This window comes from Nitrosospira multiformis ATCC 25196 (genome assembly GCF_000196355.1).
Taxonomy (GTDB): Bacteria; Pseudomonadota; Gammaproteobacteria; order Burkholderiales; family Nitrosomonadaceae; genus Nitrosospira; species Nitrosospira multiformis.
In genome coordinates this window covers 2,844,937-2,861,189 of the sequence record NC_007614.1, presented here as the reverse complement: position 1 = coordinate 2,861,189, position 16,253 = coordinate 2,844,937, and the positions used below count along the sequence as shown (strand labels likewise).

The 16,253-nt window shown below is 56.7% G+C and carries 14 protein-coding genes; all 14 read left to right on the top strand.

The features are described 5' to 3' along the window. Positions 1–616: 616 nt before the first annotated feature. Positions 617–1,060, top strand: a complete 444-nt coding sequence (mraZ, locus tag NMUL_RS13055; RefSeq protein ID WP_011381791.1) for a division/cell wall cluster transcriptional repressor MraZ — start codon at positions 617–619, stop codon at positions 1,058–1,060. A gap of 3 nt (positions 1,061–1,063) precedes the next feature. Next, complete coding sequence (rsmH, locus tag NMUL_RS13050; protein WP_011381790.1) at positions 1,064–2,014, top strand: 16S rRNA (cytosine(1402)-N(4))-methyltransferase RsmH; 951 nt, start codon at positions 1,064–1,066, stop codon at positions 2,012–2,014. 40 nt (positions 2,015–2,054) lie between these two features. Further along, positions 2,055–2,372, top strand: coding sequence for a cell division protein FtsL (ftsL, locus tag NMUL_RS13045; protein WP_011381789.1), 318 nt, complete (start codon positions 2,055–2,057; stop codon positions 2,370–2,372). Continuing rightward, positions 2,369–4,132, top strand: coding sequence for a peptidoglycan D,D-transpeptidase FtsI family protein (locus tag NMUL_RS13040; protein ID WP_011381788.1), 1,764 nt, complete (start codon positions 2,369–2,371; stop codon positions 4,130–4,132). The genes ftsL and NMUL_RS13040 overlap by 4 nt, the downstream gene beginning before the upstream one ends. Next, complete coding sequence (locus NMUL_RS13035) at positions 4,129–5,703, top strand: UDP-N-acetylmuramoyl-L-alanyl-D-glutamate--2,6-diaminopimelate ligase (protein WP_011381787.1); 1,575 nt, start codon at positions 4,129–4,131, stop codon at positions 5,701–5,703. The genes NMUL_RS13040 and NMUL_RS13035 overlap by 4 nt, the downstream gene beginning before the upstream one ends. Continuing rightward, positions 5,700–7,115 (top strand): UDP-N-acetylmuramoyl-tripeptide--D-alanyl-D-alanine ligase, encoded by a 1,416-nt coding sequence (locus tag NMUL_RS13030; protein WP_041352625.1) that lies wholly within the window; start codon positions 5,700–5,702, stop codon positions 7,113–7,115. The genes NMUL_RS13035 and NMUL_RS13030 overlap by 4 nt, the downstream gene beginning before the upstream one ends. An 88-nt stretch (positions 7,116–7,203) precedes the next feature. Beyond that, entirely contained in the window at positions 7,204–8,289 is a 1,086-nt protein-coding gene (mraY, locus tag NMUL_RS13025; RefSeq protein WP_041352624.1) for a phospho-N-acetylmuramoyl-pentapeptide-transferase, read from the top strand. 10 nt (positions 8,290–8,299) lie between these two features. After that, positions 8,300–9,721: a UDP-N-acetylmuramoyl-L-alanine--D-glutamate ligase gene (murD, locus tag NMUL_RS13020; RefSeq protein ID WP_011381784.1), complete on the top strand. Its 1,422-nt coding sequence runs from the start codon at positions 8,300–8,302 to the stop codon at positions 9,719–9,721. A gap of 4 nt (positions 9,722–9,725) precedes the next feature. Beyond that, the gene (gene ftsW, locus NMUL_RS13015) at positions 9,726–10,886 is read left to right on the top strand and encodes a putative lipid II flippase FtsW (protein WP_011381783.1); all 1,161 of its coding nucleotides are present in this window, start codon (positions 9,726–9,728) and stop codon (positions 10,884–10,886) included. A 19-nt stretch (positions 10,887–10,905) separates the two neighbouring features. Further along, entirely contained in the window at positions 10,906–11,979 is a 1,074-nt protein-coding gene (gene murG, locus NMUL_RS13010) for an undecaprenyldiphospho-muramoylpentapeptide beta-N-acetylglucosaminyltransferase (RefSeq protein WP_011381782.1), read from the top strand. A 62-nt stretch (positions 11,980–12,041) separates the two neighbouring features. Then, complete coding sequence (gene murC / locus NMUL_RS13005) at positions 12,042–13,523, top strand: UDP-N-acetylmuramate--L-alanine ligase (RefSeq protein ID WP_041352622.1); 1,482 nt, start codon at positions 12,042–12,044, stop codon at positions 13,521–13,523. Further along, entirely contained in the window at positions 13,524–14,567 is a 1,044-nt protein-coding gene (gene murB / locus NMUL_RS13000) for a UDP-N-acetylmuramate dehydrogenase (RefSeq protein ID WP_011381780.1), read from the top strand. It begins immediately after the preceding gene. Further along, a complete protein-coding gene (locus NMUL_RS12995) occupies positions 14,557–15,477 on the top strand; it encodes a D-alanine--D-alanine ligase (RefSeq protein WP_011381779.1) in 921 nt (306 codons plus the stop codon). The genes murB and NMUL_RS12995 overlap by 11 nt, the downstream gene beginning before the upstream one ends. After that, the gene (locus NMUL_RS12990; RefSeq protein WP_011381778.1) at positions 15,467–16,177 is read left to right on the top strand and encodes a cell division protein FtsQ/DivIB; all 711 of its coding nucleotides are present in this window, start codon (positions 15,467–15,469) and stop codon (positions 16,175–16,177) included. The genes NMUL_RS12995 and NMUL_RS12990 overlap by 11 nt, the downstream gene beginning before the upstream one ends. Positions 16,178–16,253: the final 76 nt, after the last annotated feature.

The window sequence follows — 16,253 nt, the reverse complement described above, 5'->3', positions numbered from 1 at the left end:
AACGCTGCGACCACCCGCTGGATGGGTTGCACTCGCGATTTCCGTACCCCGGCGGCTGTGAGAGGCAGCCATATTTCATCCGGCAGAGCCGGATGCATTGAGCATGCTCTCTGCCCGTAAGGCTCTCGCAACCCTGCTGGCATTCATCGATACAGTCAAGATCGCAGGCTTGCAGTCTTACAGCATCTATTTTATGCGGGCGCCTGATCCCGGGACCCGTTGTTGTCCGATAATTCGCTCTTGTCCTGTAAACCGAACGTTCGGCGGTAAAGCCTGGTATCTTTGGTGCGCTCATCATTCCTCCAGGCAGGTATGGACGCGGGACAGAGAATAGGTTTATAGACGGCCACGCAACAAAAGCAAGTATGTATAAAAGTTGTTGCGGAGGCGTTACCGACCCGAATGCCGACTTCTCCCTTCTCCCACCGGCCGTTGTAACCGGCACATTTATCTTTTCCTACAGTCGAGACCGGAAATTTCCATACTTCCCTACCTTTTATAATCCCTCATTCTCTTCCTTGACTTTGGCTTTTTTTTTAACTACAGTGGGTAAAAGTGGGTAGAAGTGGGAGATGATTTTCTGCGGTTTTCCTCCGTAGAGTAAATAAGGGGAGCAATGTTTCGCGGTGGGACACCTGTCAGTCTGGATAACAAGGGTAGACTCGCCGTGCCTGCAAGATACCGGGAGACGCTCATATCCCTTTGCGCCGGTCATTTGATTGTCACTGCCGACCCATCCAAGTGTTTGTTGATTTATCCTCAGCCCGTATGGGAGCCCATAGAGCAAAAGCTCAACAGTCTTTCCAGCTTTAATCCCCAAACCCGCAGCTTGCAGCGACTTCTCGTTGGCAATGCCTGCGATGTGGAGATGGATGGCGTCGGTCGCATTCTTGTGCCCCCCTCTCTGCGGGCATTTGCAGGTTTGAACAAAGAGGTGGTTCTGGTGGGACAAGGTGCGAAATTCGAGCTATGGGACAGCGAGAAATGGAATTTGCAGATGGAGAGCGCGCTCGCGTTCAGAGACGGCATTCCCCAGGAACTCGAAGGTTTTTCACTGTAATTTGTGGCTGAGGCAGGAAAGCACACTACTGTTCTGCTACAGGAGGCGGTGGAAGCGCTGGCACTCAAGCCGGATGGGATATATGTGGATGGAACATTTGGGCGGGGCGGGCACAGCCGGCTGATACTGGAGCGCCTCGGAAAGAACGGAAGATTGATCGCGTTCGATAGGGATCCGGTCGCTTGTGCGGTTGGACGGAGTTTTGGAGACGAACGCTTCTGCATGGTTCACAGCAGTTATTCCAGGTTGCAGGAGGTGCTGCGGCAGTTGAACATCGGCCAGATCGACGGAGTATTACTGGATCTGGGCGTGTCGTCACCCCAACTCGAGGAAGCCACACGCGGTTTCAGTTTCAGCATGGAGGGACCGCTCGATATGCGCATGGATACAACAGAAGGGCAGACAGCAGCTCAGTGGTTGGCTTCGGCGTCGGAAGTCCAGTTGGAAGAGGTGATAAAAGAATATGGCGAAGAGCGGTTTGCTAAGCAGATTGCAAGAGCGATTGTCAAGGCTAGAGCGCGACAGCCTCTCGTCACTACCAGTCAACTTGCCGCGATCGTGGCAGCGGCCATACCCGCGCGCGCGCGTGAGCCAAAACAGAATCCGGCGACGCGTACCTTTCAGGCCATCCGGATTTACCTCAATCAGGAGCTTGAGAGGCTGTCGCTTGCCTTACCGCAGTGTGTCGAGATGCTGAAGACGGGTGGCCGGTTGGTCGTCATCAGTTTTCACTCGCTGGAAGATAGAATAGTGAAGCGTTTCATACGTGAAGGAGCGAATACCGACAAACTGCCTAAGCACTTGCCGCTGCGCGCCGACGAGGTACGACGTTTCAGCAGGGCAAGTCTGCAGATGGTTGGGAAGGCGGTACGCCCCGGCGTGGCGGAGGTCGAATGCAATCCTCGCGCGCGCAGCGCAGTGATGCGCGTGGCGGAGCGGATAAACACCACTTAGCCGAATTCCGTTGCGCGTTTTTGGTTGATGAGAGGTTGGTGTGATCAGAATAAATATTTTGTTGACCTTAATTCTCATCGCTTGCGCGCTGAGTGTTGTGACTTCACAGCACAAGGCGCGCAAGCTGTTTGTGGAACTGGAAAAGGAGCAGCAACTGGCGGGGCAGCTGGCGGAGGAATGGGGGCAGTTGCAGCTTGAGCAAAGCACCTGGGCAACGCATGCCCGTATTGAAAAAATTGCCACGGGGCAGCTGCAGATGCGCTTGCCGGACCCCAAGCGTATCCAGACCATACCCTTGAGTCAGCCCCTGGGGGAACCTGTCGATTCGACCGACTCCAAGGAAGCATCGAAATCATGAAAGCCAATCAAAAGCCGCCTGTTATCCTGCCCGCCCAGCGCTCACGCCTCCTGGTGGGTTTATTGTTGCTTGGATTCGCCGGGCTGGGGGGACGCGCTGCTTATCTGCAGGGAATGAACAACGGGTTTTTGCAGCAGAAGGGCGAATCGCGTTATGGCCGAGTGCTCGAGATGAACGCAAACAGGGGAATGATCACCGATCGGTACGGCAAGCCCCTGGCAATAAGCACTCCCGTGGAATCCGTATGGCTGAGTCCTCAGGATGTGGTTGCCACCCCCGAGCAGTTAAGCAGGCTCGCGGATCTGATCGATATGGATGCGGACGAGCTTCACAAGCGCCTGGGCGGACTGGCAGGAGCCTCCCAAGGTTCCCGGGCGGCGTCCCGACGCGATTTCGTATACCTGAAGCGGCATCTGTCCCCAGCCGTGGCAGCCGGCGTCGTTCAACTGAAAATCCCCGGCATATTTCTCAAGCGCGAGTATCGGCGCTACTACCCTGCGGGAGACCTGACTTCGCACGTCCTCGGGTTCACCGATCTGGACGACAGGGGGCAGGAGGGTATCGAGCTGGCCTGGCAGGATGAGCTTGCTGGCAAGCCGGGAAGCCGCCGAGTCATCAAGGATCGCAAAGGCCATATCATCGAGGACGTCGAAAGCATCCGGGCACCGAAGCCGGGCCAGAACATGGCGCTGTCGATAGATAGCAAAATACAGTACCTCGCCTACCGTGAATTGAAGCAGGCGGTGGAAACCCACAAGGCCAAGGCCGGCGGCCTGGTGGCACTCGATGTGAAGACAGGCGAAGTCCTGGCTCTGGTGAATCTCCCGACCTACAACCCGAACAACCGGTCCAACAGGAATAGTGCGCAGTCGCGTAACAGGGCCGTCACCGATATGTTCGAGCCGGGTTCCACGCTCAAGCCGTTCACCGTAGCGGCAGCGCTGGAAGCAGGGAGAATCACCCCGGACACTGTATTTCAAACCGCGCCGGGCTCATTCACCATAGGTAAGGCGACCATACGCGATGCGCACAGGACAGAGGCCTTGACCGTCACGCAGGTGATCCAGAAATCCAGCAACGTCGGTTCAGCGAAGATCGCGCTGTCGCTTCCACCACAAACACTGTGGGAAATGCTGAATGGAGCAGGATTCGGAGAGCTGCCGGGCTCCGGTTTCCCGGGCGAGGTGAGCGGCAAGCTGCGGCCTTATAAAACCTGGCGTCCCATCGAGCAGGCGACCATGTCGTATGGTCACGGTATTGCAGTGAGCCTGATGCAGCTCGCTCGCGCTTATATGATTTTTGCCGCGGAAGGTGAAATAAAACCGGTATCGCTGCTGAAGCTCGACTCGGCTCCCGTCAGCAAGCGCGCGATTTCACGCGATACAGCGCTGGCCGTGAGCCGCATGCTCGAGATGGTGGCGCAGCCAGGGGGTACCGCTCCACAGGCGCAGGTCAGCGGATATCGGGTGGCGGGGAAGACTGGTACCGCGCACAAGCTGGAAGGCAGAGGCTATGCAAAAAACCGCTATCTTTCGACCTTTGTCGGTTATGCGCCCGTTTCGAATCCAAGATATGTCATTGCAGTGATGCTGGACGAGCCATCAGCCGGACAATATTACGGAGGTACGGTGGCCGCGCCGGTTTTCAGCCGGGTGATGCACGGCATCCTGCATATGCAGAACGTGCCACACGATGCGCCGGGGGGCAATATGACCTCCCTGACAGCTGCCCCGCCCAAGGACAACAAGGGTGATGTATGAGTTCCAGGTCGGACAGGAAGATATCGGAATGTCCCGGCCGCCCGGGAGCCGGTTTTGATTTCCATGCGCTTGACCGGCTCGGTGTCAGGATGGAGCATCTTGCGGTTGACAGCCGCACCGTGAAACCGGGGGATACTTTTCTGGCCTATCGCGGAGAAAAAACGGATGGACGTAAATTCATTCCGCACGCGATAGAGCGGGGTGCCCGCGCAGTAGTGTGGGAACGCGATGGCTTTGCATGGGACCCGGAATGGAAAACACCTAACCTGCCAGTCCCGGATTTGAAATCCGAGGCGGGATTCATCGCAGACTATTTGTATGATCATCCCTCACAAAAGCTATGGCTGATCGGAGTGACGGGAACGAATGGCAAAACATCCTGCAGCCACTGGATTGTCCAGGCGATGGCGGCACTCGATCGTAAAGCCGCAGTCATCGGCACGCTGGGCGCCGGTTTTCCCGGAGAAATGGAATTTTCTGCAAATACCACCCCCGATTCAGTGTTATTGCAAGCTAAAATAGCTAATTTTTTGCGGCGGGGCGCGGAATGCGTGGCAATGGAAGTCTCGTCGCATGGGATTGTGCAAGGACGGATAAACGGAGCAACGTTTGCAGTTGCCATGCTCACCAATCTTTCGCGCGATCACCTCGATTATCACGGTACCATGGAAGTGTATGCAGCTGCCAAAGCGCGGCTGTTTCACTGGAGGGGGCTCAAGTATGCCGTGCTGAACCTCGACGACGTATTTGGCATGCAGCTTTTGCACGATCTGGAAGGAACTGGAACCGGCATGATCGGCTATGGGTTTACCGATCCGGTAAGCGCGCACCCCAATCCTGGCTCCTTCAGGAGGGTATGGGGTCGCAATCTCAGGGCAAGCATGGCGGGGCTGGAATTCGACATTGAATTTGAAGGGGAATGTCTGAAATTCAAAGCGGAAGTGCTGGGCAGCTTCAACGCTTCCAACTTGTTAGGAGTGCTCGCTACCCTGCTTGCAAGCGGTATCGCTTTCCCGGAAGCGGTCCGAGCCTTGCAGAAAGTCCAGCCTGTAGCAGGTCGCATGCAGCAGATAGGTGGGGAAGGAGATGAACCCCTCATCGTTGTGGATTACGCTCATACTCCGGACGCGCTGGAAAAGGTATTGACCACGCTGCGGGAAGCGGTGGACGCCGGTTTCCCTGGCGGGAAGCCGGAGACGGGATCAGGAAGGCTCGTCTGCGTATTCGGTTGCGGGGGCGAGCGCGATCAAGGCAAGCGTCCATTGATGGGGGAAGTGGCGACCCGATTGGCTGATGAAGCCATCATCACCAGTGACAATCCACGAAGCGAGGATCCGGATTCCATTATTCGTGGCATCGCCGTTGGAGCTGCCGCCAATCATCGCATCGAGAAGGATCGGGCAGCTGCGATTCATCGCGCCATACGGGGCACGCATAAGGGTGATGTCGTATTGATCGCGGGTAAGGGGCACGAAACCTGGCAGGAGGCAGGTGGTAAAAAGTTTCCTTTCAGCGATGCAGAGGTGGCGAGAAAAGCATTGATCACGGAGAAAGCGCAGGCGCAGATATGATGAGTTTGCAGGAGGCGGCCCAGGTTCTGTCCGCAACCTTGGCGGGGGGGCGCCATGATCGGATGGTTGCGGGCAAGATCGATTTCACGGGGGTGAGCACGGATAGCCGCGCACTTGCACGAGGGGAGCTGTTTGTTGCTTTGGTCGGTCCCAACTTCGATGGTCATGATTTTATCGTCCAGGCACGGGACAGGGGCGCTATGGGGGCCCTGGTGCAGCAGGACAGGCTGACCGGGGATCAGGAATACGGGATTCCGCTGATACGGGTGCAGAATACACGGCTGGCATTAGGGCAACTGGCGGCATACTGGCGCGCGCGCTTCACCATACCCCTAGTTGCAGTAACGGGAAGTAATGGCAAGACGACTGTAAAGGAGATGATTGCCTCCATTTTAAGGCGCGCCGCGGAGCAGGCGCCGGAGGAGATGCGAACGGATGCTCCGGATGCAGTGCTGGCAACCCAGGGCAATCTCAACAACGATATAGGGATGCCCCTCACACTTTTGCGATTACGTGAGCGGCATCACTATGCGGTCATAGAGATGGGCATGAACCATCCAGGCGAAATCTCATACCTTTCCCGCCTTGCAAAGCCTTCGGTAGCGCTCATCACCAATGCCGGCGATGCGCACATTCAGGGACTTGGGTCAGTTGAAGCAGTCGCTCGCGCAAAGGGCGAGATCTTTGAAGGACTCGACCAGCAGGGAATAGCGGTTATCAATGCAGATGATCCACACAATAGACTGTGGCGTGAACTTGCGGGTAACAGGCAAATAATCGATTTTGGTCTGAAGAGTAAGGCAAAAGTAAGTGCAGACTACAAACTGACTTTTTCCGGCGCGCAAATAACACTGATTTTACCTCAAGGGGTCGAGGAGACGACTCTGCAGGTACCGGGCGAACATAACGTGCGAAATGCGCTGGCTGCCGCGGCCGTGGCCGTAGCCGTCGGTGTGTCCTTGAAGACGATCGCATCGGGATTGAGCACATTTGGCGGAGTGAAAGGAAGAATGCAAAGGAAATGCGGTGTGCGCGGCGCGACGTTGATCGATGATTGTTACAACGCCAACCCCGATTCGGTACGGGCGGCCCTGGCGGTGCTTGCAAGGGCGGAAGGTAAAAAAGTCCTGGTGCTGGGGGACATGGGAGAACTGGGCGACAAAGGAAGAGAGTTTCATGAACAGATCGGTGACGAAGCGAGAATTGCGGGGATAGACGAACTCATGGCTTTGGGAGATTTGAGTGCATACGCGGCGGAAAAGTTCGGCATCGGAGCTCGCCATTTCAGAAAAATGGAGGATCTGCTGGCAAATATAGAAACGTTGCCAGGCCCGGATGTCACCCTACTGATCAAAGGGTCGCGTTTCATGCAGATGGAGCGAGTCGTAAAGCGTCTGGAAGCCGGGTTATGAGTTTACAGGCCGCGAATCCAGTTATCGACGTCATAGTCCTCTTCGGTGAGTCTGGTAAATCCCGGGGCATTTCACACGGATGGCTGCCATGCTGCTAGAGCTTGCTCAATGGTTTGCCGGAGACATCCGCCTGCTCAACGTGTTCAGTTACATTACATTGCGTACGGTTCTGGCTGCGCTCACCGCGCTGATAATCTCGTTTATCGTGGGTCCGGCGATGATACGGAAGCTCACCGCCTACAAAATCGGCCAGGCGGTTCGCGACGACGGACCCCAGACACATCTGGTCAAGGCGGGCACACCCACCATGGGTGGAGCGCTGATACTCGTCTCTATCGCCATTACCACCTTGCTCTGGGCGGATCTCAGCAATCGCTACGTGTGGATTGTCCTGATCACAACCCTCGGTTTCGGCATGATCGGTTGGGTGGATGATTACCGCAAGGTGGTATATCGCAATCCGAAAGGACTTTCCGCCCGGGCGAAACTTTTCTGGCAATCGGCCATTGCGATCCTGGTGGCGCTCTACCTGGTGCTGACGGCCGAACTGCCCGCGCAGACAACCCTGATAGTTCCCTTCTTCAAACAGGTGGCCGTCCCGCTTGGCGTGACAGGATTCGTGGCGCTCACCTATTTCGTCATCGTCGGTACCAGCAATGCGGTAAACCTGACCGACGGGTTGGATGGTCTCGCTATCATGCCTACCGTGATGATCAGCAGCGCTCTGGCGATTTTTTCCTATGTGGCCGGCCATGCGGTATTCGCAAAATATCTCGGTATGCCTCATATCCCCCAGGCCGGTGAACTCGCGGTTTTCTGCGGTGCTCTGGCGGGGGCGGGACTTGCTTTCCTGTGGTTTAACGCTTATCCGGCGGAAGTCTTCATGGGAGATGTCGGAGCGCTTGCCTTGGGTGCGGCACTTGGAATCGTGACAGTGATAGTGCGACAGGAAATCGTTATGCTCATCATGGGAGGCGTGTTTGTAGTGGAAACCCTGTCGGTCATGCTGCAGGTGGCTTCATTCAAGCTGATCGGCAAGCGCATTTTTCGTATGGCGCCGTTACATCATCATTACGAATTGAAAGGCTGGAAGGAAAACCAGGTAGTGGTCCGGTTCTGGATCATTACCATGATGCTAGTGCTGTTCGGTTTGTCTTCCCTGAAGCTGAGATAAAGTTGAAATCATGAACCTGCAAGGCAGAACTGTTCTGGTACTGGGCCTCGGAGAGACCGGCCTTTCCATGGCAAAATGGTTGTTTCGGCGCGGAGCGCTGGTGCGAGCAGCTGATACCCGGAACGAGCCACCGGCCATGAGGGCGTTTAACAGCCTGCTGCCGCAGGCGGAGGTTTTTACAGGTTCCCTGGCCGGCAGAGCCTTTTACGGCGTGGATTTAATCGCAATCAGTCCCGGTCTGCCCCTGTCGGAGCCTCTTGTGCAGCAGGCGCTGAAAGAAGGCATCCCGGTGGTCGGGGATATGGAGCTTTTTGCCTGCGCAGTCGGAGGCACGGGGGGGGGCATGCCAAAACTCGTCGGGATTACCGGCTCCAATGGCAAGACCACGGTGACCGCCATGACAGGGGCAATGTTAAAAAAAGCGGGGTGGGACGTCGAAGTAGCGGGAAATATCGGTCCTGCGGTACTGGATGCACTGATGCGCCGGGAGGATACTGGAAAAATGCCCCAGGCGTGGGTGCTGGAGCTTTCCAGCTTCCAGCTGGAAACCACGAAGAGTCTGGGACTGGATGCAGCCGCAGTGCTGAATGTAAGCGAAGATCATCTTGACCGCTACGCAGGCATGCAGGAATACGCTGCTGCTAAGGCCCGGATATTTCTTGGTGACAGCGAGGGTGTGCAAATCCTGAATGGCGATGATCCTGTCGTCCGGCAAATGACGTTAGCGGGTAGACCTCACGTCACTTTCAGTCTTGCTACGCCACAAAGCGCCGACGATTTCGGCTTGCTTCGCGAAGGCGGAGACACCTGGCTGATGCAGGGAGACACGCGTCTCATGGACGCGCGTGAACTCGCCATTACTGGCCGGCACAATTGCGCAAATGCACTGGCGGCACTGGCGCTATGCCGCGCCCTGGCCGTCCCGTTCGAGCCTTTGTTACAGGCGCTCCGCGAATTCAGGGGCTTGCCCCATCGAGTTGAAAAAGTGGCGGCTTTCAGTGGTATTACCTTCTACGACGATTCAAAAGGTACTAATGTGGGTGCAACGGTGGCTGCTTTGAAAGGTCTGGGGCAACCCGTGGTTTTGATTGCCGGCGGAGATGGGAAGGCGCAGAATTTTTCACCCCTGGCTGCCCCGATAGGCGAGCATGGGCGCGCGGTTGTTCTCATCGGGCGGGATGCAGAAAAAATCGCAGTGGCGATAAATGAGTGCGGAGTGCCTCTGCATCGTGCTCAAACGATGGAAGAGGCCGTGCGGAAAAGTTTTCAGCTGGCGCGGGAGGGCGATGCAGTCCTGATGTCGCCCGCGTGCGCAAGCTTCGATATGTTCGACAACTATGTGCATCGGGCGGAGGCGTTCGTTGCGGCGGTAAGAAGCATGCAGGCCGCACGTGCAGGCGGTAATTCAGCTGGGGTTGCAGGACGACATTGATCAGATGATTTATCAGTACGGTACCGGAAAGCAGAAAGTTCTGCCTGCGGATTTCGACCAGGCCCTGATCTGGACAGCAATACTCCTGCTGAGCCTTGGGCTGGTGATGGTTTATTCCGCCTCGATTTCGATTGCCGAGGGCGAGGGCAGCGGTTACCCGACCTATTTTCTCATCCGGCACGCCGCCTATGTCGCGGCAGGTTTGCTGGTGGCCGTTGTTGCGTTCCAGGTCCCCATGGAGTCGTGGCAGAAATATTCCTTCCAACTGTTTCTGCTGGGGGGATGCCTGCTGGCCCTGGTGCTGGTTCCCGGCGTGGGCCGCGAAATCAATGGTAGCCGCCGCTGGATATCCTTGCTGGTGGTGAATCTTCAACCGTCGGAATTCATGAAATTGTTCATGGTCATCTACGTGGCCAATTACACGGTGCGCAAATCCGCCTTTCTGGGAAGTTTCCGCAAGGGTTTTCTTCCCATGCTGATCATCACGCTCATCGTAGGGGCTCTCCTGCTGCTCGAGCCGGATTTTGGCGCCTTCGTTGTCATTACCACTGTCATGATGGCCATATTGTTTCTGGGAGGAATGGACCTGAAACTATTCGCCGGGCTGATTGGTTTCCTGATTGCTGGCCTTCTTGCCCTGGTCTGGAACGCCCCTTATCGCATGCAGCGTTTCTTCGGGTTTCTGGATCCATGGGATGACCCCTACGGAAAAGGATACCAGTTGAGCCATGCGCTGATTGCATTCGGACGGGGTGAATGGCTGGGTGTGGGCCTGGGCGGAAGTGTTGAAAAGCTTTTCTATCTGCCGGAGGCGCATACCGACTTTCTTCTGGCTGTGATTGCAGAGGAACTCGGTTTCGTCGGTGTCCTGATCGTGCTGGCGTTGTTTGCCTGGATAATAGCGCGCGCATTCATCATTGGCCGCCAGTCGGCAGTCAGGGGACGTTATTTTCCCGCACTCGTGGCGCAGGGTATCGGTGTATGGCTGGGAGTGCAGACATTCATCAACGTGGGCGTGAATATGGGAGTCCTCCCGCCGAAGGGACTCACGCTGCCGTTGATGAGTTTCGGTGGCAGCAGCATCGTTGCAAGCTGTCTCTCGCTGGCGGTGCTGCTGCGCGCGGATTGGGAAAACCGGCAGTTGGCGAGAGGTTATCGGATATGAAAAATTCAGGAATGGCGTCTTGAGCCATACGATTCTCATTATGGCGGGGGGAACCGGCGGGCATGTATTTCCCGGTCTTGCCGTGGCGGAGTATTTGAAGGCGGCCGGGTGGCGTATAGTCTGGCTTGGAACAGAAGGGGGAATGGAAACAACGCTGGCGCGGCAGCAGGGGCATGCCCTGGAGACGATTCGTTTCTCCGGATTGCGGGGGAAAAACGTTCGCACCTGGTTGTTGCTGCCCGCGCGTCTGTTGCTGGCATTCTGGCAAAGTGCAAGAGTAATACGGAAGGTTCGGCCGGACGTGGTGTTGGGTATGGGCGGGTATCCCGCCTTTCCGGGGGGAATGATGGCCTCGCTGCTTGCGCGGCCGTTGCTGATACACGAACAAAACTCCATTCCGGGACTTGCCAACAGAATCCTCTCGAGACTCGCCGACAGGGTATTGCTGGGATTTCCCGACGCGATCAAAAGTGAAAAAAAAGCGGTGTTTTGCGGTAATCCCGTACGTGACGAAATCACCAGGCTCGCGCCGCCTGCACAGAGGTATGCGGGTCGCAGCGGAAGCATCAAGCTGCTGGTGGTAGGGGGAAGTCTGGGCGCTCAGGCCCTGAATACCATCGTACCCCGGGCATTGAAGCGGATACCTGAAGGAATGCGCCCGCAGGTGACGCATCAGGCGGGGGCCCGGCATCTGGAGGCGCTGAAGCAGAATTATTCCGAAGCGGGAGTGGAGGGTGAACTGGTTACGTTTATCGACAATATGGCATCCCGCTATGGAGAGAGTGATCTCGTGATCTGCCGCGCGGGCGCACTTACCGTCTCGGAGTTGGCCGCAGCGGGTGTAGCCAGCATTCTGGTGCCTTTTCCCTATGCCGTGGACGATCATCAGAGCACGAACGCAAAATTTTTGAGCGGGAAAGGGGCTGCGATATTGCTACCCCAGAGCCAACTGACTCCGGAAGGACTGGCAGAGCTGCTGGTGGGTATGAGCAGGGGCCAACTTATGGAAATGGCATGCCGGGCGAGAGAACTGGCGCAACCCGACGCTACCCGGTGCGTGGCCGAGACGTGCATGCAAATGGTTGCAGTTTAAGGTGGTCATGTTGCCTTTGTCTTACAGCAACTGCACGTACTTTATGTGTAAACAATGAAAGTATGAAACACAAAGTTAAGCATATTCATTTTGTGGGCATAGGCGGCTCCGGCATGAGCGGAATCGCCGAAGTAATGCTCAATCTGGGATACAAGATCAGCGGCTCGGATATACATGATAGTGTGACCACCCGGCGCCTGAAAAAACTGGGCGCGACGGTTTACATCGGTCACGCCCGCACTCATGTGGAATCGGCGGATGCAGTCGTCACCTCGACCGCGATTCTGCCCGATAATCCGGAGGTTCTCGCGGCACGGGAGAGTAAAGTGCCGGTGGTTCCACGCGCTATCATGCTGGCCGAGCTCCTGAGGTTGCGGCAGGGGATTGCCATCGCGGGTACGCATGGCAAAACCACCACTACCAGCCTGATCACCAGTGTTCTCGCGGAAGCGGGCATGGATCCCACATTCGTTATCGGGGGTCGGCTTGAGGCTGCCGGTTCTCACGCGAAGCTGGGTCGTGGCGAGTTCATCGTGGTGGAGGCGGATGAATCCGACGCTTCATTCCTTCACCTGCAGCCCGTCCTGGCGGTGGTCACCAATATCGATGCCGACCACATGGATACCTACGAGCATGATTTCGGCAAGCTCAAGCAGGCGTTCGTGGATTTTGTACAGCATCTGCCCTTCTACGGTATGGCGGTGCTTTGCGTGGATGATGCCCACGTACTTGAGATCATGCCGGCTATTACCAAGCCTGTGACCACGTACGGGTTATCGGAAACGGCGCAGGTGCGCGCCGCGGATATTCGTCACAGTGAAGGTCAGATGCATTTTACCGCCCTGATAGGGGTTAACGGCAAAACTCGAAAACTCAAAATCGTGCTGAATCTGCCCGGCTTGCATAATGTGCAAAATGCGCTGGCAGCAATAGCCGTGTGCAATGAGGTTGGACTGCCGGACGTTTCCATTGTCCGCGCTCTGGCGGATTTCAAGGGGGTTGACCGGAGATTCCAGCGTTACGGCGAAATTCCCCTCACTGATCCCGAAACCGGTAGAAACGGAAGTTTTACCTTGATCGATGACTACGGCCACCATCCCGTGGAGATGGCAGCCACAATCGCCGCAGCGCGCGGCGCATTTCCGGGACGCCGCCTGGTACTGGCGTTTCAGCCGCACCGTTATACGCGTACGCGCGACCTGTTCGAAGATTTCGTCAAAGTTCTATCCACTGCCGATGTACTGCTCCTGACGGAAGTTTATTCCGCTGGCGAAGCGCCTATAATTGCCGCAGACAGTAAATCGCTCGCGCGGTCGCTGCGCGTGCTCGGCAAGGTGGAACCCATCTTTGTCGAGCGGGTGGACGAACTGGAGGAGGCGATTCACAGTATCGCCAGGGATAAGGATGTGGTGCTGGTAATGGGAGCAGGATCGGTGGGAGGAGTGGCCCCCACCCTTTCCCGGGATTCGCAGGTTGAAGCGCGTCTGCTCGTCAGCCCGAAAGAAAACAGGGAACCCGCAGTGCTTTTGTTACAGGGTTCCTGAATGGATATGTCGGAAATCAACTTCTCTCTTGATTATGCCGGCGTTCGCGGCGAACTGCGCCATGATCAGCCGATGAAGAACTATACTTCCTGGCGTGCGGGCGGGAGTGCAGAGCGCATCTATCTGCCGGGGGATTTGCCTGATCTCGCGGCGTTTCTGCGCGGCCTGCCCTGGAATGAACCGGTATATGTGATGGGACTCGGCAGCAATCTTCTGGTACGCGATGGCGGGGTGCGGGGCAGCGTCGTTGTACTGCACGCACGCCTGAATGGTTTACAGCTGGAATCCGACATGGGCCAGATGCTGATCTATGCCGGTGCAGGTGTAGCATGTGCCAAAGTTGCCCGGTTTGCTGCGCTGCAGGGACTGGGGGGCGCGGAATTCCTGGCAGGTATTCCCGGGACCGTGGGCGGCGCATTGGCAATGAATGCCGGATGCTATGGAACCGAAACCTGGGACATCGTCTCGAGTGTGCAAACCATAGACCGCTTGGGGATATTGCGCCGACGGCCGCCTGGGAATTACGAAATTGGCTATCGGCACGTGGCATTGAAGGCAGAGAAGAGCAGTGGGAGCCAAAAGATGGGCGCCAGAGAAAATGCCCCTGACGATTCTCTGACGGACGAATGGTTTTCGGGCGCATGGTTCGCGCTGCCGCGGGACCATGCAGCGGCAGTTCGGCAGAAGATCAAGGAGTTGCTTGCCCGCCGTATCCATACTCAGCCTTTAAACCTGCCGAATGCGGGGTCCGTGTTCCGCAATCCGGAGAATGACAAAGCGGCGCGACTCATCGAGTCGTGCGGACTTAAGGAGTTTCGTATCGGCGGCGCCATGGTTTCGCCGCGCCACGCAAATTTCATTGTGAACACCGGGGGTGCTACCGCTTCCGACATAGAAGCGGTGATTGCTGCGGTCCGTGAAACCGTAAAAAAGCAGACCGGCGTCGAACTGAAACAGGAGGTGCGCATTATCGGGACCCCCGCCAGACCCGAGTTGCATGTCTCCCGGACTGCTTACAGAAAGGATGGTGGATATGGCGGGTAGTCATGACTTCGGGAAGGTCGCGGTTCTCCTCGGAGGACGATCAGCGGAGCGCGAGATTTCCCTTGAAAGCGGTAAAGCCGTACTCGATGCTCTGCGCAGCTCCGGGGTGGACGCTCATCCATTCGACCCCTCCGAACAGCACATGGACGCGCTTTTGCAGCAAGGGTATACGCGCGCTCATATCGCCCTCCATGGCCGTTATGGTGAGGACGGAACAGTCCAGGGCGCGCTGGAACTGCTGGGGATTCCCTATACCGGGAGCGGCGTGCTGGCCAGCGCCTTGGCGATGGACAAATGGCGTACCAAATTGCTCTGGCAGTCCGCGGGCATCAACACGCCGCGCCATATCCTGCTCGATGAGCAGAGCGATTTTGATGCAGTGGCAAAAGAGTTGGGCCTGCCGCTGATTGTAAAACCTTCGCGAGAGGGTTCCACCATTGGTCTGAGCAAGGTCAGGGAAGCAGGGGAAGTCGCTGCCGCATGGCATCTTGCTGCCCGCCATGATGCCATGGTGCTGGCGGAGCAGTTTATCGAAGGAACCGAACTCACGGCTTCTATTCTCGGAGATGTAGCGTTACCGCTGGTGCGAATTCAGGTCGAGGGTGATCTGTACGACTACCAAGCCAAATACCTGTCGGACAAGACGCAGTATTTCTGCCCGAGCGGCGTGTCCGAGGAGCAGGAGTGCCTCATTCGGAAACAGGCATTGCAGGCGCACAGACTGTTGGGCTGCGAAGGTTGGGGAAGGGTGGATTTGATACTGGATAAATCGGGCACTCCCTATTTTCTCGAAGCGAACACCTCCCCTGGGATGACCACCCATAGTCTCGTTCCCATGGCGGCAAAAGCGGCAGGAATATCCTTCGAGGAGCTGGTGCTGAAGATACTGGGACTGGCCCATGTGGGATAACCATCAGGCATTGAACCAGGTGGCGGACTGGCTGTTTACGCTGGCGGGACTGACAACGATCTACCTTATGGTCCAGTGGACGATCCATCTGCCGCTGCTGCCCCTGAAGGAAGTCCATATCAGGAGCAACAGCGGCAGCGGCGAGCTGAGGCACGTGACGCGAGAACAGGTTTCTGACGTGGTTCATCGCGAAGTGGGAGGAAATTTTTTAACCATTGATCTTGAGGCTGCGCGGCACACGTTCGAAAAACTGGCCTGGGTAAGGGTAGCAAGTGTTCGGCGAATCTGGCCGAATGGGCTGGACGTGGTGGTCGAGGAGCATGTGCCGCTGGCACACTGGGGGGACAGTGCTCTGGTCAATAGGCAGGGAGAGATATTCAATGCTACCTCCGATGAGCCAATGCCGATATTTGAAGGACCAAGAGAGAGTGTTCGTGAAATGGTGCATCAGCATGCGGTTTTTACCAAATTGCTACAGCCGTTGAAGCAGGACGTCGAGCAGGTGGAACTTTCACCCCGGCGGGCATGGCGGGTTCGTCTCGGGAACGGAACGATACTGGAGCTCGGGCGAGAGCACTTGGAGAAGCGGTTGGAGCGCTATGTACAGACGCACGATCTGGTCGTGGCGCGATTGAATCAACGTTTGAGTTATGTAGATTTACGTTATGTCAGTGGTTTCGCAGCGCGTGGAACGCGATAGCAGTGAAGCTCCCCAGGAACAGACAGGCAGGATTTCCGGGAATCCCGTGAAACGGGAGGAAGCAGGGATTGCAAGG

Bases quoted from the DNA above. Each gene is read 5' to 3' on its own strand.
- mraZ (WP_011381791.1), top strand. From the start codon at position 617: ATGTTTCGCGGTGGGACACCTGTCAGTCTGGATAACAAGGGTAGACTC.
- NMUL_RS13040 (WP_011381788.1), top strand. From the start codon at position 2,369: ATGAAAGCCAATCAAAAGCCGCCTGTTATCCTGCCCGCCCAGCGCTCA.
- NMUL_RS13035 (WP_011381787.1), top strand. From the start codon at position 4,129: ATGAGTTCCAGGTCGGACAGGAAGATATCGGAATGTCCCGGCCGCCCG.
- NMUL_RS13030 (WP_041352625.1), top strand. From the start codon at position 5,700: ATGATGAGTTTGCAGGAGGCGGCCCAGGTTCTGTCCGCAACCTTGGCG.
- mraY (WP_041352624.1), top strand. From the start codon at position 7,204: ATGCTGCTAGAGCTTGCTCAATGGTTTGCCGGAGACATCCGCCTGCTC.
- murD (WP_011381784.1), top strand. From the start codon at position 8,300: ATGAACCTGCAAGGCAGAACTGTTCTGGTACTGGGCCTCGGAGAGACC.
- ftsW (WP_011381783.1), top strand. From the start codon at position 9,726: ATGATTTATCAGTACGGTACCGGAAAGCAGAAAGTTCTGCCTGCGGAT.
- murC (WP_041352622.1), top strand. From the start codon at position 12,042: ATGAAACACAAAGTTAAGCATATTCATTTTGTGGGCATAGGCGGCTCC.
- murB (WP_011381780.1), top strand. From the start codon at position 13,524: ATGGATATGTCGGAAATCAACTTCTCTCTTGATTATGCCGGCGTTCGC.
- NMUL_RS12995 (WP_011381779.1), top strand. From the start codon at position 14,557: ATGGCGGGTAGTCATGACTTCGGGAAGGTCGCGGTTCTCCTCGGAGGA.
- NMUL_RS12990 (WP_011381778.1), top strand. From the start codon at position 15,467: ATGTGGGATAACCATCAGGCATTGAACCAGGTGGCGGACTGGCTGTTT.